Annotated in this window: 27 protein-coding genes; 21 read left to right on the top strand and 6 right to left on the bottom strand. The window is 35.4% G+C overall.

What is annotated here, in order from left to right; all coding sequences use genetic code 11:
* Positions 1-5: 5 nt before the first annotated feature.
* The 3 genes from CDOM16190_RS00580 to CDOM16190_RS00570 are packed head-to-tail and all read left to right on the top strand — an operon-like array spanning position 6 to position 1865.
* Positions 6-320, top strand: coding sequence for an aryl sulfotransferase (locus CDOM16190_RS00580; protein ID WP_349644364.1), 315 nt, complete (start codon positions 6-8; stop codon positions 318-320).
* Entirely contained in the window at positions 313-585 is a 273-nt protein-coding gene (locus tag CDOM16190_RS00575) for a heavy-metal-associated domain-containing protein (protein WP_170018438.1), read from the top strand. The genes CDOM16190_RS00580 and CDOM16190_RS00575 overlap by 8 nt, the downstream gene beginning before the upstream one ends.
* Positions 586-587: 2 nt before the next feature.
* Complete coding sequence (locus tag CDOM16190_RS00570; RefSeq protein ID WP_170018437.1) at positions 588-1865, top strand: M20/M25/M40 family metallo-hydrolase; 1278 nt, start codon at positions 588-590, stop codon at positions 1863-1865.
* Positions 1866-1937: 72 nt separating this feature from the next.
* Here CDOM16190_RS00570 and nth read toward each other — a convergent pair whose 3' ends face one another.
* The gene (nth, locus tag CDOM16190_RS00565; RefSeq protein WP_170018436.1) at positions 1938-2570 is read right to left on the bottom strand and encodes an endonuclease III; all 633 of its coding nucleotides are present in this window, start codon (positions 2568-2570) and stop codon (positions 1938-1940) included.
* A 106-nt stretch (positions 2571-2676) separates the two neighbouring features.
* On the opposite strand from nth, the gene CDOM16190_RS00560 reads away from it, so the two are divergent.
* From CDOM16190_RS00560 to CDOM16190_RS00525, 8 genes are all read left to right on the top strand, one after another.
* Positions 2677-3489: a peptidylprolyl isomerase gene (locus CDOM16190_RS00560; protein ID WP_170018660.1), complete on the top strand. Its 813-nt coding sequence runs from the start codon at positions 2677-2679 to the stop codon at positions 3487-3489.
* 17 nt (positions 3490-3506) lie between these two features.
* On the top strand, positions 3507-4571 hold the full coding sequence (gene fbaA / locus CDOM16190_RS00555) for a class II fructose-bisphosphate aldolase (RefSeq protein WP_169974911.1): 1065 nt from the start codon (positions 3507-3509) through the stop codon (positions 4569-4571).
* 8 nt (positions 4572-4579) lie between these two features.
* A complete protein-coding gene (locus CDOM16190_RS00550) occupies positions 4580-5908 on the top strand; it encodes a MotA/TolQ/ExbB proton channel family protein (RefSeq protein ID WP_170018435.1) in 1329 nt (442 codons plus the stop codon).
* A complete protein-coding gene (locus CDOM16190_RS00545) occupies positions 5892-6959 on the top strand; it encodes an OmpA family protein (protein ID WP_170018434.1) in 1068 nt (355 codons plus the stop codon). The genes CDOM16190_RS00550 and CDOM16190_RS00545 overlap by 17 nt, the downstream gene beginning before the upstream one ends.
* Before the next feature lie 40 nt (positions 6960-6999).
* Positions 7000-7800 (top strand): 1-aminocyclopropane-1-carboxylate deaminase, encoded by an 801-nt coding sequence (locus CDOM16190_RS00540; protein WP_170018659.1) that lies wholly within the window; start codon positions 7000-7002, stop codon positions 7798-7800.
* Positions 7797-9104, top strand: a complete 1308-nt coding sequence (gene hisD / locus CDOM16190_RS00535; protein ID WP_170018433.1) for a histidinol dehydrogenase — start codon at positions 7797-7799, stop codon at positions 9102-9104. Before CDOM16190_RS00540 ends, hisD begins: the two co-directional genes overlap by 4 nt.
* A gap of 50 nt (positions 9105-9154) precedes the next feature.
* Complete coding sequence (locus CDOM16190_RS00530; protein WP_170018432.1) at positions 9155-9907, top strand: flagellin; 753 nt, start codon at positions 9155-9157, stop codon at positions 9905-9907.
* Between the two features lie 140 nt (positions 9908-10047).
* A complete protein-coding gene (locus CDOM16190_RS00525; RefSeq protein ID WP_170018431.1) occupies positions 10048-10449 on the top strand; it encodes a DUF4156 domain-containing protein in 402 nt (133 codons plus the stop codon).
* 48 nt (positions 10450-10497) lie between these two features.
* On the opposite strand, the gene dnaK is transcribed toward CDOM16190_RS00525, so the two are convergent.
* Genes dnaK through CDOM16190_RS00510 form a run of 3 tightly spaced genes read right to left on the bottom strand, consistent with a single transcriptional unit; the run spans position 10498 to position 13729 of the window.
* The gene (gene dnaK / locus CDOM16190_RS00520) at positions 10498-12384 is read right to left on the bottom strand and encodes a molecular chaperone DnaK (RefSeq protein WP_170018430.1); all 1887 of its coding nucleotides are present in this window, start codon (positions 12382-12384) and stop codon (positions 10498-10500) included.
* A gap of 35 nt (positions 12385-12419) precedes the next feature.
* On the bottom strand, positions 12420-12944 hold the full coding sequence (gene grpE, locus CDOM16190_RS00515) for a nucleotide exchange factor GrpE (RefSeq protein ID WP_170018429.1): 525 nt from the start codon (positions 12942-12944) through the stop codon (positions 12420-12422).
* Positions 12941-13729 (bottom strand): HrcA family transcriptional regulator, encoded by a 789-nt coding sequence (locus CDOM16190_RS00510; protein WP_170018428.1) that lies wholly within the window; start codon positions 13727-13729, stop codon positions 12941-12943. Before CDOM16190_RS00510 ends, grpE begins: the two co-directional genes overlap by 4 nt.
* Positions 13730-14013: 284 nt before the next feature.
* Between CDOM16190_RS00510 and CDOM16190_RS00505 the strand changes: the two genes are divergently transcribed.
* Positions 14014-14268 (top strand): helix-turn-helix domain-containing protein, encoded by a 255-nt coding sequence (locus CDOM16190_RS00505; RefSeq protein WP_169974929.1) that lies wholly within the window; start codon positions 14014-14016, stop codon positions 14266-14268.
* The gene (locus tag CDOM16190_RS00500; RefSeq protein WP_170018427.1) at positions 14261-14455 is read left to right on the top strand and encodes a hypothetical protein; all 195 of its coding nucleotides are present in this window, start codon (positions 14261-14263) and stop codon (positions 14453-14455) included. The genes CDOM16190_RS00505 and CDOM16190_RS00500 overlap by 8 nt, the downstream gene beginning before the upstream one ends.
* A gap of 43 nt (positions 14456-14498) precedes the next feature.
* Here CDOM16190_RS00500 and rpsO read toward each other — a convergent pair whose 3' ends face one another.
* On the bottom strand, positions 14499-14771 hold the full coding sequence (rpsO, locus tag CDOM16190_RS00495; RefSeq protein WP_170018426.1) for a 30S ribosomal protein S15: 273 nt from the start codon (positions 14769-14771) through the stop codon (positions 14499-14501).
* Between the two features lie 143 nt (positions 14772-14914).
* On the opposite strand from rpsO, the gene CDOM16190_RS00490 reads away from it, so the two are divergent.
* Genes CDOM16190_RS00490 through CDOM16190_RS00460 form a run of 7 tightly spaced genes read left to right on the top strand, consistent with a single transcriptional unit; the run spans position 14915 to position 20387 of the window.
* On the top strand, positions 14915-15319 hold the full coding sequence (locus CDOM16190_RS00490; protein WP_170018425.1) for an Rrf2 family transcriptional regulator: 405 nt from the start codon (positions 14915-14917) through the stop codon (positions 15317-15319).
* A gap of 2 nt (positions 15320-15321) precedes the next feature.
* Positions 15322-17481, top strand: a complete 2160-nt coding sequence (flhA, locus tag CDOM16190_RS00485) for a flagellar biosynthesis protein FlhA (RefSeq protein WP_170018424.1) — start codon at positions 15322-15324, stop codon at positions 17479-17481.
* 9 nt (positions 17482-17490) lie between these two features.
* Positions 17491-18519 carry a DHH family phosphoesterase gene (locus CDOM16190_RS00480; RefSeq protein ID WP_170018423.1) on the top strand — a complete coding sequence of 343 codons (1029 nt, stop codon included), beginning with the start codon at positions 17491-17493 and terminating at the stop codon, positions 18517-18519.
* 2 nt (positions 18520-18521) lie between these two features.
* Positions 18522-18749 carry a hypothetical protein gene (locus CDOM16190_RS00475; RefSeq protein WP_170018658.1) on the top strand — a complete coding sequence of 76 codons (228 nt, stop codon included), beginning with the start codon at positions 18522-18524 and terminating at the stop codon, positions 18747-18749.
* A gap of 28 nt (positions 18750-18777) precedes the next feature.
* On the top strand, positions 18778-18948 hold the full coding sequence (locus CDOM16190_RS00470) for a hypothetical protein (RefSeq protein ID WP_170018422.1): 171 nt from the start codon (positions 18778-18780) through the stop codon (positions 18946-18948).
* On the top strand, positions 18949-19845 hold the full coding sequence (gene cmoB, locus CDOM16190_RS00465) for a tRNA 5-methoxyuridine(34)/uridine 5-oxyacetic acid(34) synthase CmoB (RefSeq protein WP_170018421.1): 897 nt from the start codon (positions 18949-18951) through the stop codon (positions 19843-19845).
* 8 nt (positions 19846-19853) lie between these two features.
* A complete protein-coding gene (locus CDOM16190_RS00460) occupies positions 19854-20387 on the top strand; it encodes a PaaI family thioesterase (RefSeq protein ID WP_170018420.1) in 534 nt (177 codons plus the stop codon).
* 46 nt (positions 20388-20433) lie between these two features.
* Here the strand turns inward: CDOM16190_RS00460 and CDOM16190_RS00455 are convergent, their stop codons facing one another.
* On the bottom strand, positions 20434-21054 hold the full coding sequence (locus CDOM16190_RS00455) for an MBL fold metallo-hydrolase (protein ID WP_169974945.1): 621 nt from the start codon (positions 21052-21054) through the stop codon (positions 20434-20436).
* 124 nt (positions 21055-21178) lie between these two features.
* On the opposite strand from CDOM16190_RS00455, the gene CDOM16190_RS00450 reads away from it, so the two are divergent.
* The gene (locus tag CDOM16190_RS00450) at positions 21179-21943 is read left to right on the top strand and encodes an NAD+ synthase (RefSeq protein ID WP_170018419.1); all 765 of its coding nucleotides are present in this window, start codon (positions 21179-21181) and stop codon (positions 21941-21943) included.
* Positions 21944-21953: the final 10 nt, after the last annotated feature.

The raw sequence follows: 21953 nt of genomic DNA, 5'->3' as shown, positions 1-21953 counted from the left end.
GAAGTGTGTTTTTAGCCATCGCTTCGATAATAAGTGCTTTTGCGGCTACACTTTGTTGCTTGCCGGCACTTGTTTTTTTGATATTCGGATCTACATTTACTCTTTTTGGTTTTACCGAGCAGCTAAGCGAATTTAGAGAGGTTTTAAGTATTCTTGCCCTTGTTTGCTTGGCTTTTTCTATATTTTATTTTTTTAAAAAAGATAGAAGTTGCTCACTTAAAAAAACTGGCAAAAAATGGCTTTTGATATATGTTTTTTTAGCTGTTTTTGTGTTTATTTTGCTATCATATCCTGAAGTTTTGGGAGCTATCTATGCGTAAATTTATCGCTCTTATCTTGCTTTGCGCTTTTGCGTTTGCCGATCAAAAAGTTGTTATTTTGGTTGAGGAGATGCACTGTCCGCTTTGTACGGCTATGGTTAGAAAAGCGCTATTAAAAGTAGATGGCGTAAAAGAAGTAAAGGCTAGTTTGCGCGATAAGACGGCAGTTGTTAAGACGCTTAAAGATATAAGTGAGCAACAACTCTTAGACGCGGTAGCAACAACAGGCTATAAAGGTAAGATAATAAATAACTTAAAGGAGTAGAAATGCAAAAGAATGACGTTATGAGCGACTTTAAAAAGCTTTGCGAAATTCCTCACTGTAGCTATGAGACAGAAAAGATGAGAGAATTCTTGGTCGAATTTGCCAAATCTCAAGGCTTTAATGTAGATGTGGACGAGCTTGGAAATATACACGCCCACAAGGGAAATCCTAAAATTTGCCTTCAAAGCCACTATGATATGGTTTGCGTAGGTGCTGCTCCAAAGCTGGAACTTATCGAAGAAAACGGGATTTTAAGAGCTAAAAACTCAACTTTAGGTGCAGATAACGGCATAGGCGTAGCCATGATGATGGGTGCAATGAGAGAGTTTGCAAATTTGGAGTGTCTATTTACAAACGACGAAGAAGTTGGACTTGTAGGCGCAAACGGATTTAAAAGTAAGATTATTTCTCCAAATTTGTTAAATTTAGACAGCGAAGAGGATGATCGTGTGACATTAGGTTGTGCTGGCGGTATAAACGTAAGCGCAAAGGTAAGCGATGAAAAAGTTAAAAAAAGCGGAAAAGTTTATGAAGTAAGCGTTACCGGACTTCCGGGTGGTCACTCGGGTAATGAAATTCATAAAAACATCCCAAGCTCTATAAAAGTAATCGGCAAATTTTTAGCCGAAAACGGTTGTGAGCTGATCAATCTTGACTTTGGCGAAAGAAGCAACTCTATCCCTGCAAATGCAAGATGCAAGGTGCTTTGCGCGCAAGAGCTAAAATCAGACAGCCTTGTAGAAGTAGTTGCTCTTAATGAAGATAGTGCCGAGGTGCTGGCTCACAGCGGTAAAATTTTAGCCCTTATCAACTCATTCCCGCAAGGTGTAAGAAGCTATAATGTCGAACTAAATATGGTAAATAACAGCATAAATCTCTCAACCGTCAAGCAAAAAGACGGCTTGGTGGAATTTGACTTCTTCGGAAGAGCTATGACTAGAGAAGGGCTTGATATCGTGGGCTTTGAGACTAAGACTTTAGCTGATGCTCTTGGATTTGACGTTAGCGTAAGAGATCGTTCGGCTAACTGGAGTCCGTCGATTAGCGAGTTTAGCGAAGTAGTGCTTGAAGAGCTTAAGAAATTTAAGCCTGAAGCTAAATTTTCAGCCGTTCATGCCGGACTTGAATGCGGAATTTTAGTAAGCAAGCAACCGAGCCTTGAAGCTTGCTCTATCGGACCAAACATCCACTCGCCTCACTCGGTAAACGAGCACTGCGAGATAGAGTCGGTTGAGATGATGGATAAGGTCGTTAGAAATATAGTTGCACGTATGCAGTAGATTTTTGCATATTAATTAATAATTTTAAGTGCAAATCAGTCATGATATGGTTTGATTTGCACTCCTTAAATTTTAAATTCTCTTATCCTTGCTTTTACAAAGCTCACTCATAAAGCACTCTTCACACTTTGGTTTAACAGCCTTACAGGTGTATCGGCCAAAGAGTACCATCGCCTGATGGAGGATGTTTAGATCGGTTTTAAAAGCCTTGGTTAGATCTATTTCTACGGCTTCAGGAGTCTTAGCGCTGCTTAAATCAAGTCTATGAGAGACTCTAAATACATGGGTGTCCACAGCCATTAAATTTTCGCCGTTATGCTCTATAAGTACTACATGAGCGGTCTTTTGTCCGACTCCGGCAAGACTTACCAGATCTTTTTCGTTTAATGGAATCTCTCCGCCGAAATTTTCCATAACACTTTTTGCCATTTTGATCAAATTTTGAGCCTTATTGTTGAAAAAACTACAGCTTTGTATAAGCATCTTTACGCTAGCTAAATTTGCATTTGCCATTGATTTTATATCAGGATATGCTTTAAAAAGCTCAGGCGTTATCAGATTGACTCTTTTATCAGTGCATTGTGCAGATAGCATTACACATACTAATAGTTCGTATAGATTTCTAAATTGAAGTTCGCTTCTTGCATTTTCAAAATTTGCTAAAAATTGATTTTTTATATTTTGTATGTCTTTTTTCGTTCTCAAGGATATAATTCAGCCTTTTTAGTTTAAAATTTCAATGAATTATAACCTATTCTTAACAACTTTCTTGGTATAATCGAGCGTAAATTTTTTTAAAAGGATTCGCATGATGAATAAGGTTTTGTTTGGAGCTTTGAGTTTAGCGGCTGCTATGAGCCTAAATGCAGCTGTTTATGCAACTGTTGATGGTATGAATATAGAAGATAAAGATGTGCAACTTACACTTGGTGCTATGCCTGGAGTAACTATTGAACAACTTCCTAAAGATACTCAAAAGAAGGTGATAGACGAGACTATAGCTAGAAAACTTCTTATTAAAGAGGCCAAAAAAAGTGGCATAGAGAAAGATAGCGAATATAAAAATGCTATAGAAACTTTAAAAGACAATGTAGCGCTAGATGTTTGGATGAGAAAAATTTTTAACGATATTAAAGTAAGCGAAAAAGATGTTAAGGATTTTTACGATAAAAATAAAGATCAATTTGCAGAGCCTGCACAAGCTAAAGCTAAACATATTTTAGTATCTGCTGAAAAAGATGCAGTTGATATAATAAATCAGCTAAAAGGTCTAAAAGGAGATGCTTTACTAAAAAAATTTGAAGAGATAGCCAAAGCTAAATCAATAGATCCCGGTTCAGGCGCTAACGGCGGTGAGCTAGGCTGGTTTGGTCAATCTCAAATGGTAAAACCATTCGCAGATGCTGCTTTTGCACTTAAGAAAGGTGAAATTACAACAAAACCTGTTCAAACACAGTTTGGTTATCACGTAATATTTAAAGAGGACTCTAAAAATGCAGGAACAGCTACTCTTAATGAGGTTAAAGGCCACATCGAGGGTAATTTAAAAATGGAAAAATTTAGAGACGAGATGAAAAAACGTGGCGATGATCTTCGCGCTAAAGCAAAAGTTGAATATAAATAATTAAAAAGAGGTGCAAAATGGGTGTTTTGGATATCGTAAAGCCAGGAGTTTTGGTAGGAGATGATGTTAATAAACTTTATGAATATGCTAAAAGCGAAGGGTTTGCGATCCCTGCGGTAAATGTTGTAGGAAGTAATTCGGTAAATGCAGTATTAGAAGCCGCAAAGACAGCTAAAGCACCTGTTATTATTCAGTTTTCAAACGGTGGAGCCGGATTTTATGCCGGTAAGGCCTGTGAAAATGCAGCCGTTCTTGGAGCGGTTGCAGGAGCGCAACATGTGCATTTATTGGCTAAGCATTACGGTGTGCCTGTAATCCTTCATACTGATCATGCCGCAAAAAAATTGCTCCCATGGATAGATGAACTTATTAAATTTAGCCGTGAATATAAGAAATTTCACGGCAAACCACTTTTTAGCTCTCATATGCTTGATCTTAGCGAAGAGAGTTTAGAAGAAAATATCTCAATTTGCGAAAAATACTTAAAAGAGCTTAGCGAACTAGGAATTAGTCTAGAAATCGAGCTTGGAGTAACCGGCGGGGAAGAAGACGGTGTCGATAATACTGGCGTAGATAATGCTCTTTTATACACACAACCTGAAGATGTGGCTCTTGCTTACGAAAGACTTGGCAAGATAAGCGATAAATTTAGCATTGCGGCCAGCTTTGGTAATGTTCATGGAGTTTATAAGCCAGGAAATGTGGTGTTAAGACCTGAAATATTAAAAAATTCTCAGGAATTTGTTAGTAAAAAATTTAACACAACTTGCAAAAAACCTGTAAATTTCGTATTTCACGGTGGAAGTGGAAGTGAGTTAAAAGATATTAAAGATGCTGTTAGCTACGGTGTAATTAAGATGAACATAGATACCGATACTCAGTGGGCGTTTTGGGATGGAGTGAGGGAATATGAACTAAAAAATAGAGCCTATTTGCAAGGTCAAATAGGAAATCCTGAAGGTGATGATAAACCTAATAAAAAATATTATGATCCTAGAAAATGGCTAAGAGGCGGAGAAGAGTCTATGGTGAAACGCCTACTTACAGCATTTGAGGATTTAAACTGCTTGAATAGAAATTAAGGTTGTATATGGGTTTAAAAAACGATACCTTAGCCGAACTTGCTCTGCCTGAAGCGCAGAATAGAAAGTCGGCTCTGGTATATTTAAAAATAGTATTTTTGCCGATTGCTATATATGTTATTGTTCTTCTTGGTTATTTTAAAGTTATAGATTTTAAAGTTGGTCTTCATACTGTCATAATGATGGGTATAATACTTTTTATTGCTTTGATTTTTGCTAAAAACAGCGCCGAGCTTGCCTATTGTCACTTTGAGCAAAGTGGAGCTGATTTTAAGAGAAATTTAAAAGAGTATATTATCAAACATCTCTTGGTGATCGGAAAAGATACGAAGTCAAACGCTAGTTTCGATGATTTTGTAGAGTATTATACTAGAAATTTAAGAAATGAAAATTTTGCTTCAGTGGGTGCTGGCATCTTTCCTATGCTTGGAATTTTGGGAACATTTATAAGTATAGCTTTATCTATGCCTGAATTTAACTCGTCAAATACTATTGGGCTTGAAAAAGAGATATCAATGCTTTTAAGTGGCGTTGCTACCGCATTTTATGTCTCAATTTACGGAATATTCTTAGCGCTTTGGTGGATATTTTTTGAAAAATACGGAATGAGTCGTTTTGAAATTTTAGTTAGGAGACAAAAAAATTCTACAAGTTCGTTTTTTTGGACCAAAGAGGAGATTGATAGAAGATTTCTACAAGAAAATTTAAGCCATTTTGAAAAGATAGGTGTGATATTTGAGCATGTAAGCAATCAGGAGTTTTTTGCAGAGCTTAACAGGACTATAGATAACAAATTTAAGGTATTTAGCGATATTGTAAAAACAGAGGGAGATGCTGTAAAACTTAGTAGCGAACATATAAAACAGACCATGACAGCCCTTTTAAAATCCTCAAAAGATCAAAGGGATCTAGTTAAAATTCATGCTGAAATTTTAAATGTTATCAATAAATTTAATATCAATATTAAAGATATGCAGATAAAATTTTCAGAGCAGTATAATAAGCTTTATGACGTAGGAAATGAGCGCATATTAAAGCTTGAAAAAAGCGTCATAGATTTAGAAAATAATATTAAAAATTTCAACATCTCACTTAATACTTTTAGCGATGAGATATTGGAAAAGCAAAAGCAGGCTATGGATGGATTTAAGACTAGCCTAATAGAAGGAATGAGTGCTTTTAAAGAGGCTTTTAATGAAGAAGTTAATGTGGTCTATGATGACAATACAACTCTGATTAATGAGCTAAAACAGGATATTGACGAGCTTGATAAAGAAGCAAGTGAGATCTTGCAAACTATAGAAAAAGCAAGCATGTTAGATGAAGATAAGAAATAGCGAACAAAACGGAGATCAGACCTTTTGGGTGTCTTATGCCGATTTGATGGCTGGGCTTATGTTTGTCTTTATGCTCATAATCGGTGCGGTTGTCGTTAAATATGTCTTAACTCAAAGCGATCTAGTAAAACTTCAGTCAAATTTAAAAGAGCAAGAGAGAAATATAACAATATCTCAAAACGAACTTAAAAAACAAGAGAAGATAATACAAGAGATTTTCATAAATTTAAATGCCGCAAAGAGTGAAAATAGAGAACTTGTGGATATAAATCAGATAGTAAAAGAGCAGCTAGAAGCCACAAAGGCGCAAAAAGATAGGCTTGAAAGTATAACCTCTGCCTATGAAAACAGACTTGATGATGCAAATAAGACTATCTTGGATCTAAGTCTAGAACTTTCTAAAACCTTGCAAACTCTAAATCAAAAAGAGATGCAGATAAATGAGTTGATATCAAATTTAAAGTTTGAAAACTCCAGATACTCTGCTTTGGAATCCGATTACAACGATACCAAAAACAAGATAAAAAATATCAGCCTGCTTCGCTCAAATGTAATATCAAATTTAAAAAACAAGCTCGGGAAAAAAGTAAATATAGATCCTGCCTCCGGTGTAGTAGCACTGCCTGATTCAATACTTTTTGACACCGGTTCATATAAGCTAAAAGAGAGTTCTAAAGAGCATCTAAAAGAGATATTGCAGAACTATTTTGAAGCTATTTTAAATAGTGAAGAGATATTAAAACATATAGATAAAATCGTTATAGAGGGACATACAAATTCTATAGGCAGCTATTTATACAACCTTGATCTATCTCAAAAAAGAGCTTATGAGGTGCTTCAGTTTATCTATTCTTGGAATAAAGATAAGAGACTTGAAGAGTATCTGATGGCAAGCGGGCGTAGTTTTAGCGATCTTGTGATGAAAGATGGAGTCGAGGACGCGGAGGCTTCAAAGAGAATTGAGATTAAAATTTCATTTTCGGACAAAGAGGCTATGCAAGAGATAGAGAAGTTTTTGGAGCAACAAAATAGAAAATATTCACAAAATTAGCTTTAAGGGACTTAATTTTTATCTGCTTCGCGATGATCTGATAGGCGGAGAATTTAATGGAAATAAGGCCAGAAAACTTGAGTATTTTTTAAAAGCCGACTTAAGAGGCATCAAGAGAGTCGTGAGCTATGGTTCTAGCCAATCAAATGCGATGTATAGCATAAGTTTATTTGCTAAAATAAAAGGGCTTGAGTTTTATTATGTGGTTTCAAGCTTAAATTCAAATTTAGCCGATAATCCGATTGGAAATTTTAAATTCGCACTTGAAAACGGAATGCAAATTTTTATAGATAAAGATCGAGAACAAAAGGCAAGAGAGCTAGCAAGTAGCAAGGACTCTTTGCTTATAAACGAAGGAGTATGGCAAAAAGAGGCCGAAATGGGCTTTATCTCTCAAGCCAAAGAGATTGAGTCTTTGGCCAATAAACACTCTAAAACCTTTGATATTTTTTTGCCATCTGGCACCGGAACTAGTGCAGCATTTTTAGCTAAACATACTAAATTTGATGTATTTACTTGTCCTTGTGTAGGAGACGCAAAATACCTAAAAAGCGAGATTTTGGCTCTAGATCCTAATTCAAAGGTTCAAATTTTAAATCCTCCTAAAAAATATCACTATGGGGATTTAAAATTTGAGCTTTATGAAATTTGGCAAGAAATTTTAAAAGAAACAGGCATAGAGTTTGATCTAATCTATGATCCTGTAGGGCTTTTAACACTTTTTGCAAATTTGGATAGATTTAAAAATGAAATTTTATATATCCATCAAGGTGGAATTTTAGGTAATATTAGTCAAAAAATAAGATACGAAAGAAAGATAAAAATGAGGGAGATGAGATGAAATTTTTACTTACAACAGATACTGATTTTAGAGAGAAATTTGATAAACTAGTAAATAGGTCTGATATGGATATGAGTCATGTTATGCCAGTGGTTTCTGGAATTTTAAATGATGTTAAAAAAGAAGGGGATAGGGCACTTTTTGAGCAGATTTCTAAATTTGATCGCTGGAATCCTGACGAGAGTAACTTTAAAATAAATCCAATGGATATGCAAAATGCTTATGATGATATTGACGATTCGCTAAGAGCGGCGTTAAATTTGGCCTATGAGCGCATTAAAGCTTATCATGAAAAAAGCATACCTACGACTTGGACTCAAAGAGATAGTGTCGATGTGCTTCTTGGCGCAAAATACACCCCTATTGATAGGGCTGGGCTCTACATCCCTGGTGGCAAGGCAGCATATCCTAGCTCGCTTCTTATGAATGCAATTCCTGCTATAGTAGCCGGCGTAAAAGAGATAGTTGTTTGCACTCCTGCAGTTGAAGGAAAAGTAAACAAGCTACTTTTAGCAGCTATGCACGTATGCGGTATAAAAGAGGCATTTAAAGTAGGTGGTGCGAGTGCTGTGGCGGCTATGGCGTACGGTACAAATTTAATTAAAAAAGTAGATGTAATCACAGGCCCTGGCAATATCTATGTGGCAACTGCTAAAAAGCTTGCATATGGAGATGTCAATATAGATATGATAGCAGGACCAAGCGAGATAGGCGTAATAGCAGATGAGAGCGCAAATGCTCGCCATATAGCTATAGACATGCTCTCTCAGGCCGAACATGATGAGCTTGCCAGTGCATTTTTAATCACTCCAAATCAAGCTTTTGCAACCAAGGTTCAAGAGCATATAAATGAGGAATTAAAGAGTCTTGAAAGGCGCGAAATAGCTGGGGCAAGTATAAAAAATAAAAGTGCAATAATAGTAGCAAAAGATATAAACGAGTGTGTGTCTCTTATGAATGAGCTTGCGGTAGAGCACTTGGAAATTGCTACAAATAATGCTTTTGAGATCATGGAGAATATCACACATGCGGGAGCAATATTTTCAGGGCACTTTACTCCTGAAGCTATGGGCGATTATCTGGCTGGACCAAACCATACTCTTCCTACAGGTGGAAGTGCTAGATTTTACTCTCCTCTTGGGGTTGAAAATTTTATGAAAAAAACTTCTATTATCTCTGTTGGATCTAAAGGCATAAGTGAATTAGGGCTTGCCTGCATGAGGCTTGCGGAAGCAGAAGGACTAACAGCTCATAAGCGCTCTGTGGAAGTAAGGTATAATGAGATAAAAGGTTCTTGTTTATAAGAAATTTATAAGATAATTTGTATAATGTGCAAAATTTAAAGGAATTTGATATGAAACTAGCAGGATACAGTGCAAATTTAAACAATCACTATCTCGAACAGGCTAAAAACAATAGCGATAAGGCGTTAAAGAATATAGCTGCCGAGCGCGCTATAAGCGGCATCGATAGTGCTAATTTAATAATAGCCGATAATTTAAAAGCTCAAAGCTCTGTGCTAGAGCAGGGTATTGCAAATGCAAATGACGCTATAGCGATGCTTCAAATCGCGGATAGCACTCTTGCAAATATCACAAAGAGTGCCGATAGGATAAACGAGCTATCCGTGTCTTTTAATAATGTCGCTTTAAATAGTGATCAAAGAAGGATGATAAGAAATGAAGCTACAGCTTTAGTAAAATCCATGGACGATAGTCTTTCTCAAGCAAGCTTTAACGGCAAAAATATCTTTAGCGGTGAGATGAACTTCTTAACCGGAAACGGCATGCAAGGGCTAAATTTATCATCCATTAACTCATCTGATATTGATGTGGCTAATCAAGATAGCATACATAAATTTATATCCAATGTAAATTCACTTCGTTCAGAGATCGGATCAACTCAAAACGCAATGATTTCTGGCATAAATTCTAGCTTGACTAAAAATGTAGCACTTAAATCAAGTGAAAATAATATGCTAAATAATGATATGGCTAAAAATATAACTGATCTAAATAGCAATAATTTAAAACTAAATGCGTCCATTATGGCTCAAGCGCATAACAACGTAAATTTACAAAATCAAGTCACTAGACTGCTTGGATAGAATTAAATTTTTATGGAGAGATACACTCTCCTTTCTTAATTTTTTATTCTTAAAATATTAAAATTAAACAATTTTTTAATTTTAAATGAATATAATCTTTTTTTAATTATAATTTAGTAATATTTTTTAAGGAATAATGAATGGCAAAATTTAAATATACTTTTACTGTATGTTTAACTATTTTATTGGCAGGTTGTGGTGGTGTAGCATTTTTACCAAAGCCATTGGCGCAAGATGCAAGAGGTATTGCGCTTGTGGATGGTACTCCGTATAATTGCAAGACGCTTGGCGAAATAGAAGGTAGTGATGAAGTTGCAGGACGAGTTGGTGCAACTTATAATACTTTAAGAAAAGGTGCCTATAACGATCTTAGAAATGAAGCAGTTGCAGTTGCTGGTAATGGCAAGCGAATAACACTTAGAATTTTGAATGAGGTCGCAATTTGTGGATACGGGAATAGTCTTTATTATTGTGATAAGGCAAATTTACCAATACATAGTTTTAGAATTAAAGCACAAATTTTTGAGTGCGGAGAGAAGTAAAATATAATAGGGATGGAAGATTATTTTAATCGCCATCCCTTTTGAGCTTTATTCGACTTCGGCGTCTATTACGTCGTCATCTTTCTTTTTATTTTTAGAAGCTGCATCGGCATTTGCATTGGTGTTATCATCTTTTTTATACATAGCCTCCGCTAGCTTATGACTTGCTTCGCTTAGAGCTTTTACTTTTGCATCTATCTGTTCTTTTGAAGCACTCTCATCTTTTAAAGTCTCTTTTAGCTCGTTTAGAGCTTTTTCTATATTAGCCTTATCGTCAGCAGGAATCTTGTCCCCTAGCTCACTTAGGCTCTTTTCTGTTTGATGTGCCAAGCTGTCCGCTTGATTTCTAGCTTCCACAGCTTCTTTACGTTTTTTATCATCTTCTTTATGAAGCTCAGCGTCTTTTACCATCTTGTTTATCTCGTCATCGCTTAGTCCGCTTGAGCCTGAAATAGTGATGTTTTGCGCTTTTCCTGTTGCTTTGTCTTTAGCTGAAACAGTTAAAATTCCGTTTGCGTCTATATCAAACTCAACTTCTATTTGAGGTACTCCGCGAGGTGCTGGTGGGATGCCCTCTAGATTAAATTGACCCAGTGATTTATTGTCTCTAGCGAAGTCTCTTTCGCCTTGTAATACATGTATTGTAACCGCGCTTTGATTATCTTCTGCAGTTGAGAATACTTGGTTTTTCTTAACAGGTATGGTTGTGCCTTTTTCTATTATCTTAGTCATAACGCCGCCAAGTGTCTCAATGCCAAGGCTTAGCGGAGTAACGTCAAGTAAAAGCACGTCTTTTACATCGCCTTTTATAACCGCACCTTGTATTGCGGCGCCTATAGCGACGACTTCATCAGGATTTACGCTCTTGTTTAGCTCTTTTCCGAAAGCCTTTTTTACCTCTTCTTGAACAAGTGGCACACGAGTAGATCCACCCACCATTACTATCTCTTTTACCTCAGATTTATCTAGCCCTGCCTCTTTTACAACCTCGTTTATTTTAGATATGGTCTCTCCTACCAAATCTTCTATCATAGACTCAAATTTTGCACGAGTTAGCTTTTTAACAAGGTGTTTTGGGCCTGTCGCATCAGCTGTAATAAATGGTAAATTTATCTCTGTCTCTTGTGCAGAGCTTAGCTCTTTTTTAGCATTTTCTGCAGCCTCTTTTAACCTTTGAAGCGCCATAACGTCTTTTTTAAGGTCTATTCCTTGCTCGTTTTTAAATTCATTTGCGAGCCAGTCTATCAAGCGGTTATCAAAGTCATCACCACCTAAAAACGCGTTACCGCCTGTTGAAAGAACCTCTACTACGTTATCTCCAGTTTCAAGAACGGTTACGTCAAAAGTACCACCACCAAGGTCATATACTACTATCTTTTCTGCTTCTTTTTTATCAAGACCGTAAGCAAGTGCAGCCGCTGTCGGCTCGTTTATGATACGTAGCACGTTTAAACCGGCTATGGTTCCAGCCTCTTTGGTAGCCTTTCTTTGGCTATCGTTAAAGTACGCAGGCACTGTAATAACCGCATCTATAACCTTTTCGCCAAGGTAAGCTTCGGCATCCTCTTTTAACTTCATCAAAACTTTAGCCGAAATTTCTTGAGGAGTATATACCTTGCCGGCTATTTCGATAGCGCAGGCACCATTTCTATCCACCACATGATAAGGAAGCCTTGTTTTAGCCTCTTTTGCAGCATCTTCATTACTCATTAAGCCCATTATTCTTTTTATAGAATAAATTGTTTTCTCAGGGTTTGTAACCGCTTGACGTTTAGCGCTATCGCCTACTAAAACTTCACCTTTATCGGTAAAAGCGACAACAGAAGGAGTTGTGTTTTTGCCCTCTTTGTTTTGTATTACCTTACTCTCTCCGCGCTCGTAAACACTCACACAAGAGTTTGTTGTACCAAGGTCGATTCCTATAACTTTTCCCATTTTCTATCCTTTTGTTTAAATTTTATTTCTTAAATTTATTTAGCTATCGTAACCATAGCAGGGCGCAATACTCTGCCGTTTATCATATAGCCCTTTTGTATCACTTGCACTATCGCACCACTTTTATGTCCATCGCTTTCTACTTGAAGCATCGCATTATGTACATTTGGATCAAATTCGCAATCCGTACTAATGGCTGTTATCCCGTTTTTCTCGAAAGATTTTCTAAACTGATCTATTGTTATATTTATTCCATCTTTTATTTTTTGTGCAAATTCATCTCCTTCCGGATCAAAATTTACAGCCATCTCCAACGCATCAATTACAGGCAAGAGATCTCTGGCAAATTTCTCATTAGCGTAGTTTGCTAGGTCTATTTTCTCTTTTTCAAAGCGTTTTTTTATATTTTCAAAATCCGCATTGGCCCTATAATACTTATCTGTTAGCTCATCAATCTGTTTTTGCAGTTCAAGATTTTTTAAGCTATCACTGCCGAAGCTAATACTCTCGTCGCTTCCTTCGGCAGGTATTAGATCTTCCGCTTTTATCTCTTCATTCATGCCACATCCTTTATTTGGTTAAAAAATTTTTCATAATCTGCATAAACACTGCCTGCGCATATCATCTTGGCTTCTTTATCAAGATAATTAACCTTGCATTTTATGCCTATAAAACTTTCTTCAAAAAGTGGAGAAAATGTCAAATTTGAAGCCATCAGATGTTCAAAGCTGGGATCTAAAATCATCCTAAATCTCTCGTCCTTAAACATATTAAAGGCTACACCCTCATTCTCCTGAAAGTAAATTTTCGTTCTCTTTAACTCCTTTATCTTATTTTTAAGCTCATTTAAACCAACTTGCATAGAGATCTGCTCAAGTTTGTTTAGGCTTACTCCAATTAGATTGTTTAGAAATTTTTCAACCCTTGGATCAAATTTTAAGACAATCTCGTCATAGTTAAAATTTAAAATTAAAAATTTGTCGTTTACTCTCAAAATTTCTTCTAAATTTTGCTCTCTATCGCCATAAATCATGCAATAAATTTCCATGCTGTCAACAAGCATCTTTAAAAATCTCTCATTATGTATCAAAAATTCATCTTTGAAATTTAAGTGACTCTGCCAGTAAGCATTCATTGTCGATGTCGTAGGAATTCTGCCTCCACTGATGTGAAATTGTGTTATTGCACCTTCGTCAGATAGTTTTTTAAAATATACTCTGATCGTAGAAGCAGGAATTGATACTGACATACGAGAACCAAGCTCGCTAGAACCTATCGGAGAGTTATCGCTCAAATAGGCTTGAATGATTGATTCAAGTATTAAATCTCTTTTGCTTATTTTCATATATTAGCACTCTTTTATTTTAATTGCTAAGTGCATTATACAACATTGAGTGTATAAATGTCAAGTGATAAAATTAAAGAAAATTATTTAGATAATCTTAGTCTAATAGACTAAGCTATATTTTGTGGTTTTAATACAAATTTTATATAAATATATACGTAATTACGTATAAAATAATTTATTAAAAGTATAAATACTACTATTAAAATTATATTTTATCTATATTAATGCTATTTAAACAATATTTTATGTATATTTAATAATAAATATCGTATAATTATTAAATGGTAGAGATAAGCGATATTTTTAATTTATTGCATAATGCTGTTGAATCAAAAAATATGGGCAAGAAGATTTCTCAAGCTCAGATGGCTAAAAATCTTGGAATATCCATGAGAACATATCAAGATTGGAGACTTGGAGTATCTAAACCTCAAGCTGCTATTGCAGTATGTCAACTTTTATGCGAGCTTGATGATGAAGATTTGCTATATACGATAAAAAAGATAAAAAAACTTATAGGAAGAACTGATGGATAGATTAACACAAAAAGAGCGAGCAGCGCTTGAAGATGTTTTTACAGCTATTTATGCAGATAGAGAGTCTAAAATTAGTAGTTTTTATAGAGTTTTTTATAAAAAGATAATCCTAAATACTAAAAATTTTACTTCTAAGATAAATTATAAAGTTTTGAAATTTAAAAATATAAGTTTAAAAAGAAAGTAGTTTTAGGAAAAAAATAAAGAGCCCTGTTTAAAAGGGCTCGTGATTACTTATCTCTTAGATTTAGCTCAGCTATTAGTTTTGAGTATGCTGTATAATCTTTTTCTTTAAGATATTTTAAAAGACGTTTTCTGCGACCTACTAGTTTAAGTAAACCAAGGCGTGAAGAGAAGTCTTTTTTATAAATTTTTAAGTGCTCTGTAAGCTCTGCAACTCTTGCAGTAAGAAGAGCTATTTGAACCTCAGGCGAACCTGTATCATTCTCTTTTCTAGCGAATTTCGCAACAATTTCTGCTTTTTTAGCCGAATCCAAAGCCATGATGACCTCCTGATTGGTGAAATTAAAAACCCGATTATATCATAAAATTTAGAAATTTAATCAAAATTATTTAAATTTTAACTTTAATCAAATTCGCAGATAAAATTTTATAAAATATCAAGAAAACTGTATAAGGAGAACTTTTGCTTTTTACAAAGGCCAGCGAATACGCTCTGCTATCACTTATCTATATTTCACAAAAAAGCTCTCCTGTGGATGTGGATACGATGTCAAATGAGCTTGGAATTTCAAAAAGCTTTTTAGCGAAAATTTTACAAAATCTTGCAAGAGAGGGAATTTTAATCTCTTTTAAAGGTGCAAATGGTGGATTTTTATTAGCTGATGTGCCTGAGAATATTAGTATAAAAAAGATTATTGAGAGTGCCGAGAAGAGAAAGACGGCGGTATTTGAATGCTCTATATCTCATGATGATTGCCCTACGAATAAGGGCGCCATATGTCAAATTTGGTCTACTTTCAATGCTTTGCAGATTCAGCTTGACGATTTTTTAGACACTATAAGATTATCAGATATTATTAAGAAATAGTATTGGCTAAACAAAAGCGTAATATTTTAACACTGGTGGCACCTTTTTTAGAACCTATTATTAGACTAAGAGGTCTAGCTATAGTAGCGGTTATAGTGGCCATACTTGCTATTATAATCGTACCTCTTCCGCCAGCCATTCTTGACTTTTTTCTTGCGCTTTCGATATCTATTTCGGTGCTTATTATATTGATTTCAGTTTATATCCCAAGGCCTACCGATTTAAGCACCTTTCCTACGCTCATACTAATAATAACTCTTTTTAGGTTATCGTTAAACATAGCTACTACGCGTATGATTTTAAGTGAGGGGCACAATGGACCAGATGCTGTAAGTGAGATAATATCAAGCTTTGGTCAGTTTGTTGTGGGTGGAAATTACGTAATCGGAGTAATTGTATTTTGTATCCTGGTTATTATAAATTTTATGGTTGTAACCAAGGGTTCTACACGCGTTTCAGAAGTTCAAGCCAGATTTACACTTGATGCCATGCCTGGCAAGCAGATGGCGATAGATGCAGATTTAAATGCGGGATTAATTGATGAAAAAACTGCGAGACAGAGGCGCGAAGCCATTATAGCGGAGGCAAATTTTTATGGAGCGATGGATGGTTCGTCCAAATTTATAAAAGGCGATGCGGTAGCCAGCATTATCATCACTATTATAAATATAGTTGGCGGATTTTTGATAGGCTCATTTCAACATGGCCTTGATATGACTAGTGCGGCTCAGACATATACAATTTTGACTATTGGGGATGGTCTAGTCAGTCAAATTCCCGGACTTATTACCTCTACCGCAACCGCTATAATCATTACAAGAGCAAGCAAGGATGAAGAAAATTTCGCAGAAGGGGTACTAACTCAGCTTCTAAGCGAGTATAAAACCCTTTTGATAGTAGGATTTATACTCTTTGTTTTTGCCTTAGTGCCTGGACTTCCTACTCTTTCTCTCGGATTTATGGGGCTTTTGTTCTTAGGAATAGGCTATATAATGAAAGAGACAAAAGAGGGTAAGCTTTTTGTAACCGAGGCCAAAAAAACCGAAGAGCAAGCTCAAAATGAAGCAAAGGCTCAAGCGCAAAAAGTTCCTAAAAAAAGTGACGAAGAGATAGCTAGAGAAGAAGAAGCTAAAATAAATGATATCTTGAAGCTTGAAATTTTGGAGCTTGATCTTGGGTATGGATTGTTAAAACTAGCAGATAATGATCTGATAGAGAGAATTAGAGCGATGAGAAGAAATATCGCTACCCAGCTTGGATTTTTGATGCCAAAGATTAGAATTCGCGATAATCTACAGCTTCCGCCAAATGAGTATAGATTTAAGCTAAAGGGTGTTGTTATAGGGCAGGGTGAAATTTATGCGGATAAATTTCTTGCTATGGACAGCGGACTTGTAAGCGATAGTATACAAGGAATCGCCACCAAAGAGCCTGCGTTTGGTCTTGATGCCTTGTGGATAGATTCAAATGTAAAAGAAGATGCGATACTAAGCGGGTATACCATAGTTGATCCTGCAAGCGTGATTTCAACCCATATGAGTGAGCTTATAAAGCAAAATGCAGCTGAGCTTTTAACTCGTCAAGAGGTTCAAAATCTACTTGATAAGCTTAAAAAAGATTATCCTATAATAGTTGAAGATACTTTAAGGATTGCTCCAATAGGGCTAGTCCAAAAGGTCTTAAAAACACTTTTAAAAGATAGCATTCCAATTAAGGATATGCTAAGTATCCTAGAGGCGCTTAGCGATATTGCCGAAGTGAGTAAAAATATGGATATGATAATAGAGCATGTTCGAGCAAGCCTCTCGCGTGTTATTACATCTTTATATGTTGACGAAAATGGACAGCTTAGATTTTATATCCTTGAGACAGCCGCCCAGCAAAAGCTTCTTGACGCCGTGCAGTATAAAGATGGTGCATATCATCTTATGATAAATGTGGCTCAAACTTCTGCTATAGTGCAGGCTCTTCGTGATGCAAGAACCAAGCGTCCGATATCAGAATATGGCCCAATGGTTCTTTGTGTAGAGCCAAGTTTGAGAAAATTTATAGCAGATATATGCACAAATTTTGGCATAGATATTGTAGTATTAAGTTTTGCGGAGGTTTCTGCAAACACACCTTTTGAAACTGTCGGTGCTATTGAAATTGAAAATTTATAAAGGAAAAATATGCAAATTCACCACTTGTCGCATACCGATTTAGACGGATATGGAGCACAAACAATAACAAATCACTATTTTAAAGATATAAAATTTTATAATTCAAATTATGGTAAAGAGATAGATGAAAAATTTAGTGAAATTTTATCAAATTTGGGAGATGAAAAATCCCTAGTGCTAATAACGGATCTAAATTTAACTCTTGCTCAATGCGAAGAGTTTGAAAAGTCCTTGATAGGTAAAAATGCCAAACTCATACTGCTTGATCATCACCAAAGCGGTGCGGAGTGCGCTAGTAAATTTGATTGGTATTTCCTAGATAGCTCAAGATGTGCCACAAAGATAACTCATGATTTTTTCTCAGCCATTTATGGAGTGGATGAGAGGCTGAAAAAATTTAGCGATGTGGTAAATGCTGTCGATATTTGGCTAAAAGACGATAAAGATTTTGAGATGGGTAAGGTTTGTCTGGGGCTTATAGCAAATGCAAAAGAGATAAACAAGGTGATGTTTGAGGAACAGAGCACCAAATATATGTTTTATCTGATTGAAAGGGCGCGCGAGTTTTTTAATGATAAAAACGACTATATAAGGCTTGATGAGGCTATTTTTAAATTTAAAAAAGATTTTTTTAGAAACCAAAAAGATGATACGCTAAGTAACCTAATATCGGATTATGTTGTAAATCTACTCACTAAAAACAGAGAGAGATTTGAGATAAAATATAATGAATTCAGAGGAATTTTAACTTATAATATCGGAAATACGTCCGTTATCGGAAACGACTTTTTGGTGGCGAATAACGATATTGACTTTTTTATCGATGTTACTAGCAAAAAAACGCTTAGTTTTCGTGCAAACGGAAAGGTTGACGTAAGCCAAATGGCTAAGAATTTAGTCGGCGGAGGCGGACATGTAAATGCCAGCGGAGGGATGTTTGCCGGCTTTAAAGATAGCTTTAATTATGAGAATATTAAGGCTCAGATGGTAGATCTGATAACTAAAAAAACTTTAGAAAAAGAACAAAAGGAGATATGATGATGAGGGAAGAAGAGCTAAGTATAGACGAGCTAAGCTATGAGCTTTCTGTGATGCTTGAGGGCATGCTTTATTATGCCGGAGTTAAAAAAGATAAGCTTCAAGATGCAGCGGAAACTTACATAGAGAGCATAGAAGAGGCTCTTGATGGAAGCGATGCAGAGGGTGTTGACGAGGTGATAGAGGTGATAGAGTATATGAAGAAAAAACACTCTAAATTTTTTAAATAACGTCTTAAATTATGATAAAATCAGGGCTATGAAACAAATTTTACTTTTGATAATGATGCTATTTTTTTTAAGCGGATGTATTTTTGTTAATGAGCGTGGAATATCTACTAATTATTACAATGACTGTAAAGAGTATTATGACGCCACCGGTACCTACCGCAAAGATTGTCCGAAAAATATAATTGACTGGTCTAAATAAATGGTGGATTTACAAAGCGTTAGAGTTGCCAAATTTAAGGAGCTTGAAGGCAAAATTTATGCACCGCTTTTAAAAGAAATTTCAGATATTGCGCCTTGCGAGAGCGTAGTAAAATTTGCAGATGCTGTTGAAATAGATACAAATTTAAACCAAGAAGAGCGAGAAAAGATACTGCAAACGGCTTTAAATTTACGCTCTTGGCGCAAAGGACCTTTTAGGATAGATGATACATTTATCGATGCTGAGTGGAGAAGCTTTATTAAGTTTAATATCTTAAAGCCGTATCTTGATTTAGAGGGCAAAGTCGTAGGTGATATAGGCTGCAATAACGGATATTATCTCTTTAAAATGTTGCCATTTGGCACCAAGAAGCTAGTGGGCTTTGATCCTGGCATTATGACATTTTTACAGTTTAAATTTATAAATCACTTTGTGCGCTCCAATATATCTTATGAGTTGCTTGGAGTTGAGCATCTGCCATATTATGAGCATAAATTTGATACCTTATTCTGTCTTGGTGTGATCTATCATAGAAGCGATCCTGTAAAAATGCTAAAGGATCTAAAGCTATCTTTAAATCCGAGCGGAGAGCTGTTTTTGGATACGATGTATATAGATATGGATGGAGATTTTGCACTTACGCCAAAGCGGACATATTCTAAAATTTCAAATATCTATTTTGTTCCTACAATTAGTGCGCTTATAAATTGGTGTGAGCGCGCAAAATTTAAAGATATTGAAATTTTAGCTACAAAAGAAACTGATTTTAATGAACAAAGAAAGACAGAGTGGATATTGGGACAAAGTCTTGAAAATTTTCTTGACCCAAGCAATCCAAAACTAACCATAGAGGGCTATCCTGCTCCAAGACGTGTCTATTTGAAACTAAAAATTTAAGGGATAATATGAGTGATAATATTTTTGACGATAGTGTACAAGAGAGTGTAATTTTGCCTGAGGATGAAAATCCGTTTCGTAACGAGCTTAAAACATCTCCGCATATCAATTTAAGTTTAAGCGGCAGTGTAGTAGCCTTAGGTCCAAATCACGCTAAGACCAATTTTTTTGCGACTAGCGAGATGGTGTGTGATGCACAGGGGCTTATACATGGAGGATTTGTTTTTTCTGCGGCTAGTTATGCTGCGCTTGCCTCTATCAACGAGACTTATAGTGTGATGATAGGGGCTAAAATTCACTTTTATGCTCCGACTATGGTCAATGAGATGATAGAATTTGATGCGCATGCACATTTTGGAGAGAGTAAAAAACGAGAGGTTAGAGTTATTGGAAAAACTAAAGATATAAAGGTTTTTGAAGGAACTTTCCAAGTGGTTGTTTTGGAAGATCATATATTAAAAATTTATAAAGAAAATATACAAAAACAAGCTACAGCAAGACGTGCCGAAGAGAGGGCTAAAGAGACCAGTCTAAAAAATTAAGATATAAATAGCTTAATAATTTAACTTTGTCGTATAATTTAACTCACTAATACCCCCCCCCATCAATCATATCAATCCAATAGCCCATATTTTTTTGTTCGTATTTTAGAGTAGTTTTCTCACCATGACCGGGGTATAAAATAAAATCTCCATCTATTTTCATGCATCTTTCAAGGCTTAACTTCATACTATGTTTTTCTGAAAAAGGAAAATCGTATCTTCCTATTGAATCCATAAATATAAAATCGCCACTAAAGATCGCATCGTCTACTTTTATCATGCAAGTTCCCGGAGTATGACCCGGAAAGTGTAAAAAAGTAACATCAAAATCTCCTATTTTGAAATGCACATCTTCAAATTTTGCTCCACCTATACCTATAGCATCATCTACCGTTTTGTATCCATACCTAAAAACGTCATTTTCTAACATAAATTTATCTTCTTTATGAATAAATACATCAATATTAAAAAATTTTTTTAAGCCAAAATTTGAAAAAATATGATCAAAATGTCCATGAGTGTTAAGAATCGCAACAGGATTAGCTGCATTTTTAATAACAAATTCGTATGCTGATTCACCCGGATCTATAATCAGATCGAGTCCGTTTTTTGACACTATATAGCAGTTTGTCTGATATTTGCCACAAGTGTTACATATTATTTTCATATAGTTCTCTTTAAAAAAAATTATGACTCGTATTTTATAATTTTTAACCTTAAAAGAAATTTTTTCTTAAAATTTAGTATAATATTAATTGAAAAATTAAAGTTAAAGTGTTTAAAAAATAAAAATGGTCGCGGATTATAGCAGAATTACTATTAAATTACAAGACTTTTTAGTGAATTATTTAAAGACAAGTGGCGCAAGTAACTTTTTGGTGGGTGTTAGCGGAGGACTTGATTCCGCTGTGGTTTTGACTCTTTGTGCACTAGCTAAGCCAAAAAATACCCATGCCCTGATAATGCCAACTAAATTTTCAAGTAAAAACAATCTAAATGATGCTTTAAATCTTTGCAAAAAGCTTGAAATAAACTATAAAATAATAGATATAGAGCCTATAATTCAGAGTTTTAGAGATCAAATTTCAGAGGATTTATCCAGGATAAGAGCGGGAAATTTGGCTGCGAGAATCCGAATGTGCCTTCTTTATGATTATTCCGCCGATCTTAATGCGCTGGTAGTTGGCACTAGTAATAAGAGTGAGAGGATGTTAGGGTATGGCACAATATATGGAGATATCGCGTATGCACTTAATCCTATCGGCGGGCTTTTTAAGACCGAGATTTTTGAATTTGCTAGATTTTTAAACATAGATGATAGTATAATAAATAAAGCACCGTCTGCTGACTTTTGGGAAAATCAAAGCGACGAAGCTGATATAGGGTATGATTATAATCAGATTGATATGGTGCTAAAAGAGATATGTTTAAATAAAAATAAAGAAGATTTGCGTAAAATTTTTGATGAAAAGTTGGTTGACACCGTATTTTCTAGAATGAGGGCAAATGAATTTAAACTTAAGATGCCGCCAATTGCGGATTTGAATATTAACTAAGGAGTCGTGT

It is taken from the genome of Campylobacter sp. RM16190 (assembly GCF_012978835.1).
Lineage (GTDB): Bacteria > Campylobacterota > Campylobacteria > Campylobacterales > Campylobacteraceae > Campylobacter_A.
This window is presented reverse-complemented; position numbering and strand designations above follow the sequence as displayed.

What these genes read in the sequence shown, in the direction of transcription:
- CDOM16190_RS00575 (WP_170018438.1), top strand. Translation starts at nt 313, where the DNA reads ATGCGTAAATTTATCGCTCTTATCTTGCTTTGCGCTTTTGCGTTTGCC.
- CDOM16190_RS00570 (WP_170018437.1), top strand. Translation starts at nt 588, where the DNA reads ATGCAAAAGAATGACGTTATGAGCGACTTTAAAAAGCTTTGCGAAATT.
- CDOM16190_RS00560 (WP_170018660.1), top strand. Translation starts at nt 2,677, where the DNA reads ATGAATAAGGTTTTGTTTGGAGCTTTGAGTTTAGCGGCTGCTATGAGC.
- fbaA (WP_169974911.1), top strand. Translation starts at nt 3,507, where the DNA reads ATGGGTGTTTTGGATATCGTAAAGCCAGGAGTTTTGGTAGGAGATGAT.
- CDOM16190_RS00550 (WP_170018435.1), top strand. Translation starts at nt 4,580, where the DNA reads ATGGGTTTAAAAAACGATACCTTAGCCGAACTTGCTCTGCCTGAAGCG.
- CDOM16190_RS00545 (WP_170018434.1), top strand. Translation starts at nt 5,892, where the DNA reads ATGAAGATAAGAAATAGCGAACAAAACGGAGATCAGACCTTTTGGGTG.
- hisD (WP_170018433.1), top strand. Translation starts at nt 7,797, where the DNA reads ATGAAATTTTTACTTACAACAGATACTGATTTTAGAGAGAAATTTGAT.
- CDOM16190_RS00530 (WP_170018432.1), top strand. Translation starts at nt 9,155, where the DNA reads ATGAAACTAGCAGGATACAGTGCAAATTTAAACAATCACTATCTCGAA.
- CDOM16190_RS00525 (WP_170018431.1), top strand. Translation starts at nt 10,048, where the DNA reads ATGGCAAAATTTAAATATACTTTTACTGTATGTTTAACTATTTTATTG.
- dnaK (WP_170018430.1), bottom strand. Translation starts at nt 12,384, where the DNA reads ATGGGAAAAGTTATAGGAATCGACCTTGGTACAACAAACTCTTGTGTG.
- grpE (WP_170018429.1), bottom strand. Translation starts at nt 12,944, where the DNA reads ATGAATGAAGAGATAAAAGCGGAAGATCTAATACCTGCCGAAGGAAGC.
- CDOM16190_RS00510 (WP_170018428.1), bottom strand. Translation starts at nt 13,729, where the DNA reads ATGAAAATAAGCAAAAGAGATTTAATACTTGAATCAATCATTCAAGCC.
- CDOM16190_RS00505 (WP_169974929.1), top strand. Translation starts at nt 14,014, where the DNA reads ATGGTAGAGATAAGCGATATTTTTAATTTATTGCATAATGCTGTTGAA.
- CDOM16190_RS00500 (WP_170018427.1), top strand. Translation starts at nt 14,261, where the DNA reads ATGGATAGATTAACACAAAAAGAGCGAGCAGCGCTTGAAGATGTTTTT.
- rpsO (WP_170018426.1), bottom strand. Translation starts at nt 14,771, where the DNA reads ATGGCTTTGGATTCGGCTAAAAAAGCAGAAATTGTTGCGAAATTCGCT.
- CDOM16190_RS00480 (WP_170018423.1), top strand. Translation starts at nt 17,491, where the DNA reads ATGCAAATTCACCACTTGTCGCATACCGATTTAGACGGATATGGAGCA.
- CDOM16190_RS00475 (WP_170018658.1), top strand. Translation starts at nt 18,522, where the DNA reads ATGAGGGAAGAAGAGCTAAGTATAGACGAGCTAAGCTATGAGCTTTCT.
- CDOM16190_RS00470 (WP_170018422.1), top strand. Translation starts at nt 18,778, where the DNA reads ATGAAACAAATTTTACTTTTGATAATGATGCTATTTTTTTTAAGCGGA.
- cmoB (WP_170018421.1), top strand. Translation starts at nt 18,949, where the DNA reads ATGGTGGATTTACAAAGCGTTAGAGTTGCCAAATTTAAGGAGCTTGAA.
- CDOM16190_RS00460 (WP_170018420.1), top strand. Translation starts at nt 19,854, where the DNA reads ATGAGTGATAATATTTTTGACGATAGTGTACAAGAGAGTGTAATTTTG.
- CDOM16190_RS00455 (WP_169974945.1), bottom strand. Translation starts at nt 21,054, where the DNA reads ATGAAAATAATATGTAACACTTGTGGCAAATATCAGACAAACTGCTAT.
- CDOM16190_RS00450 (WP_170018419.1), top strand. Translation starts at nt 21,179, where the DNA reads ATGGTCGCGGATTATAGCAGAATTACTATTAAATTACAAGACTTTTTA.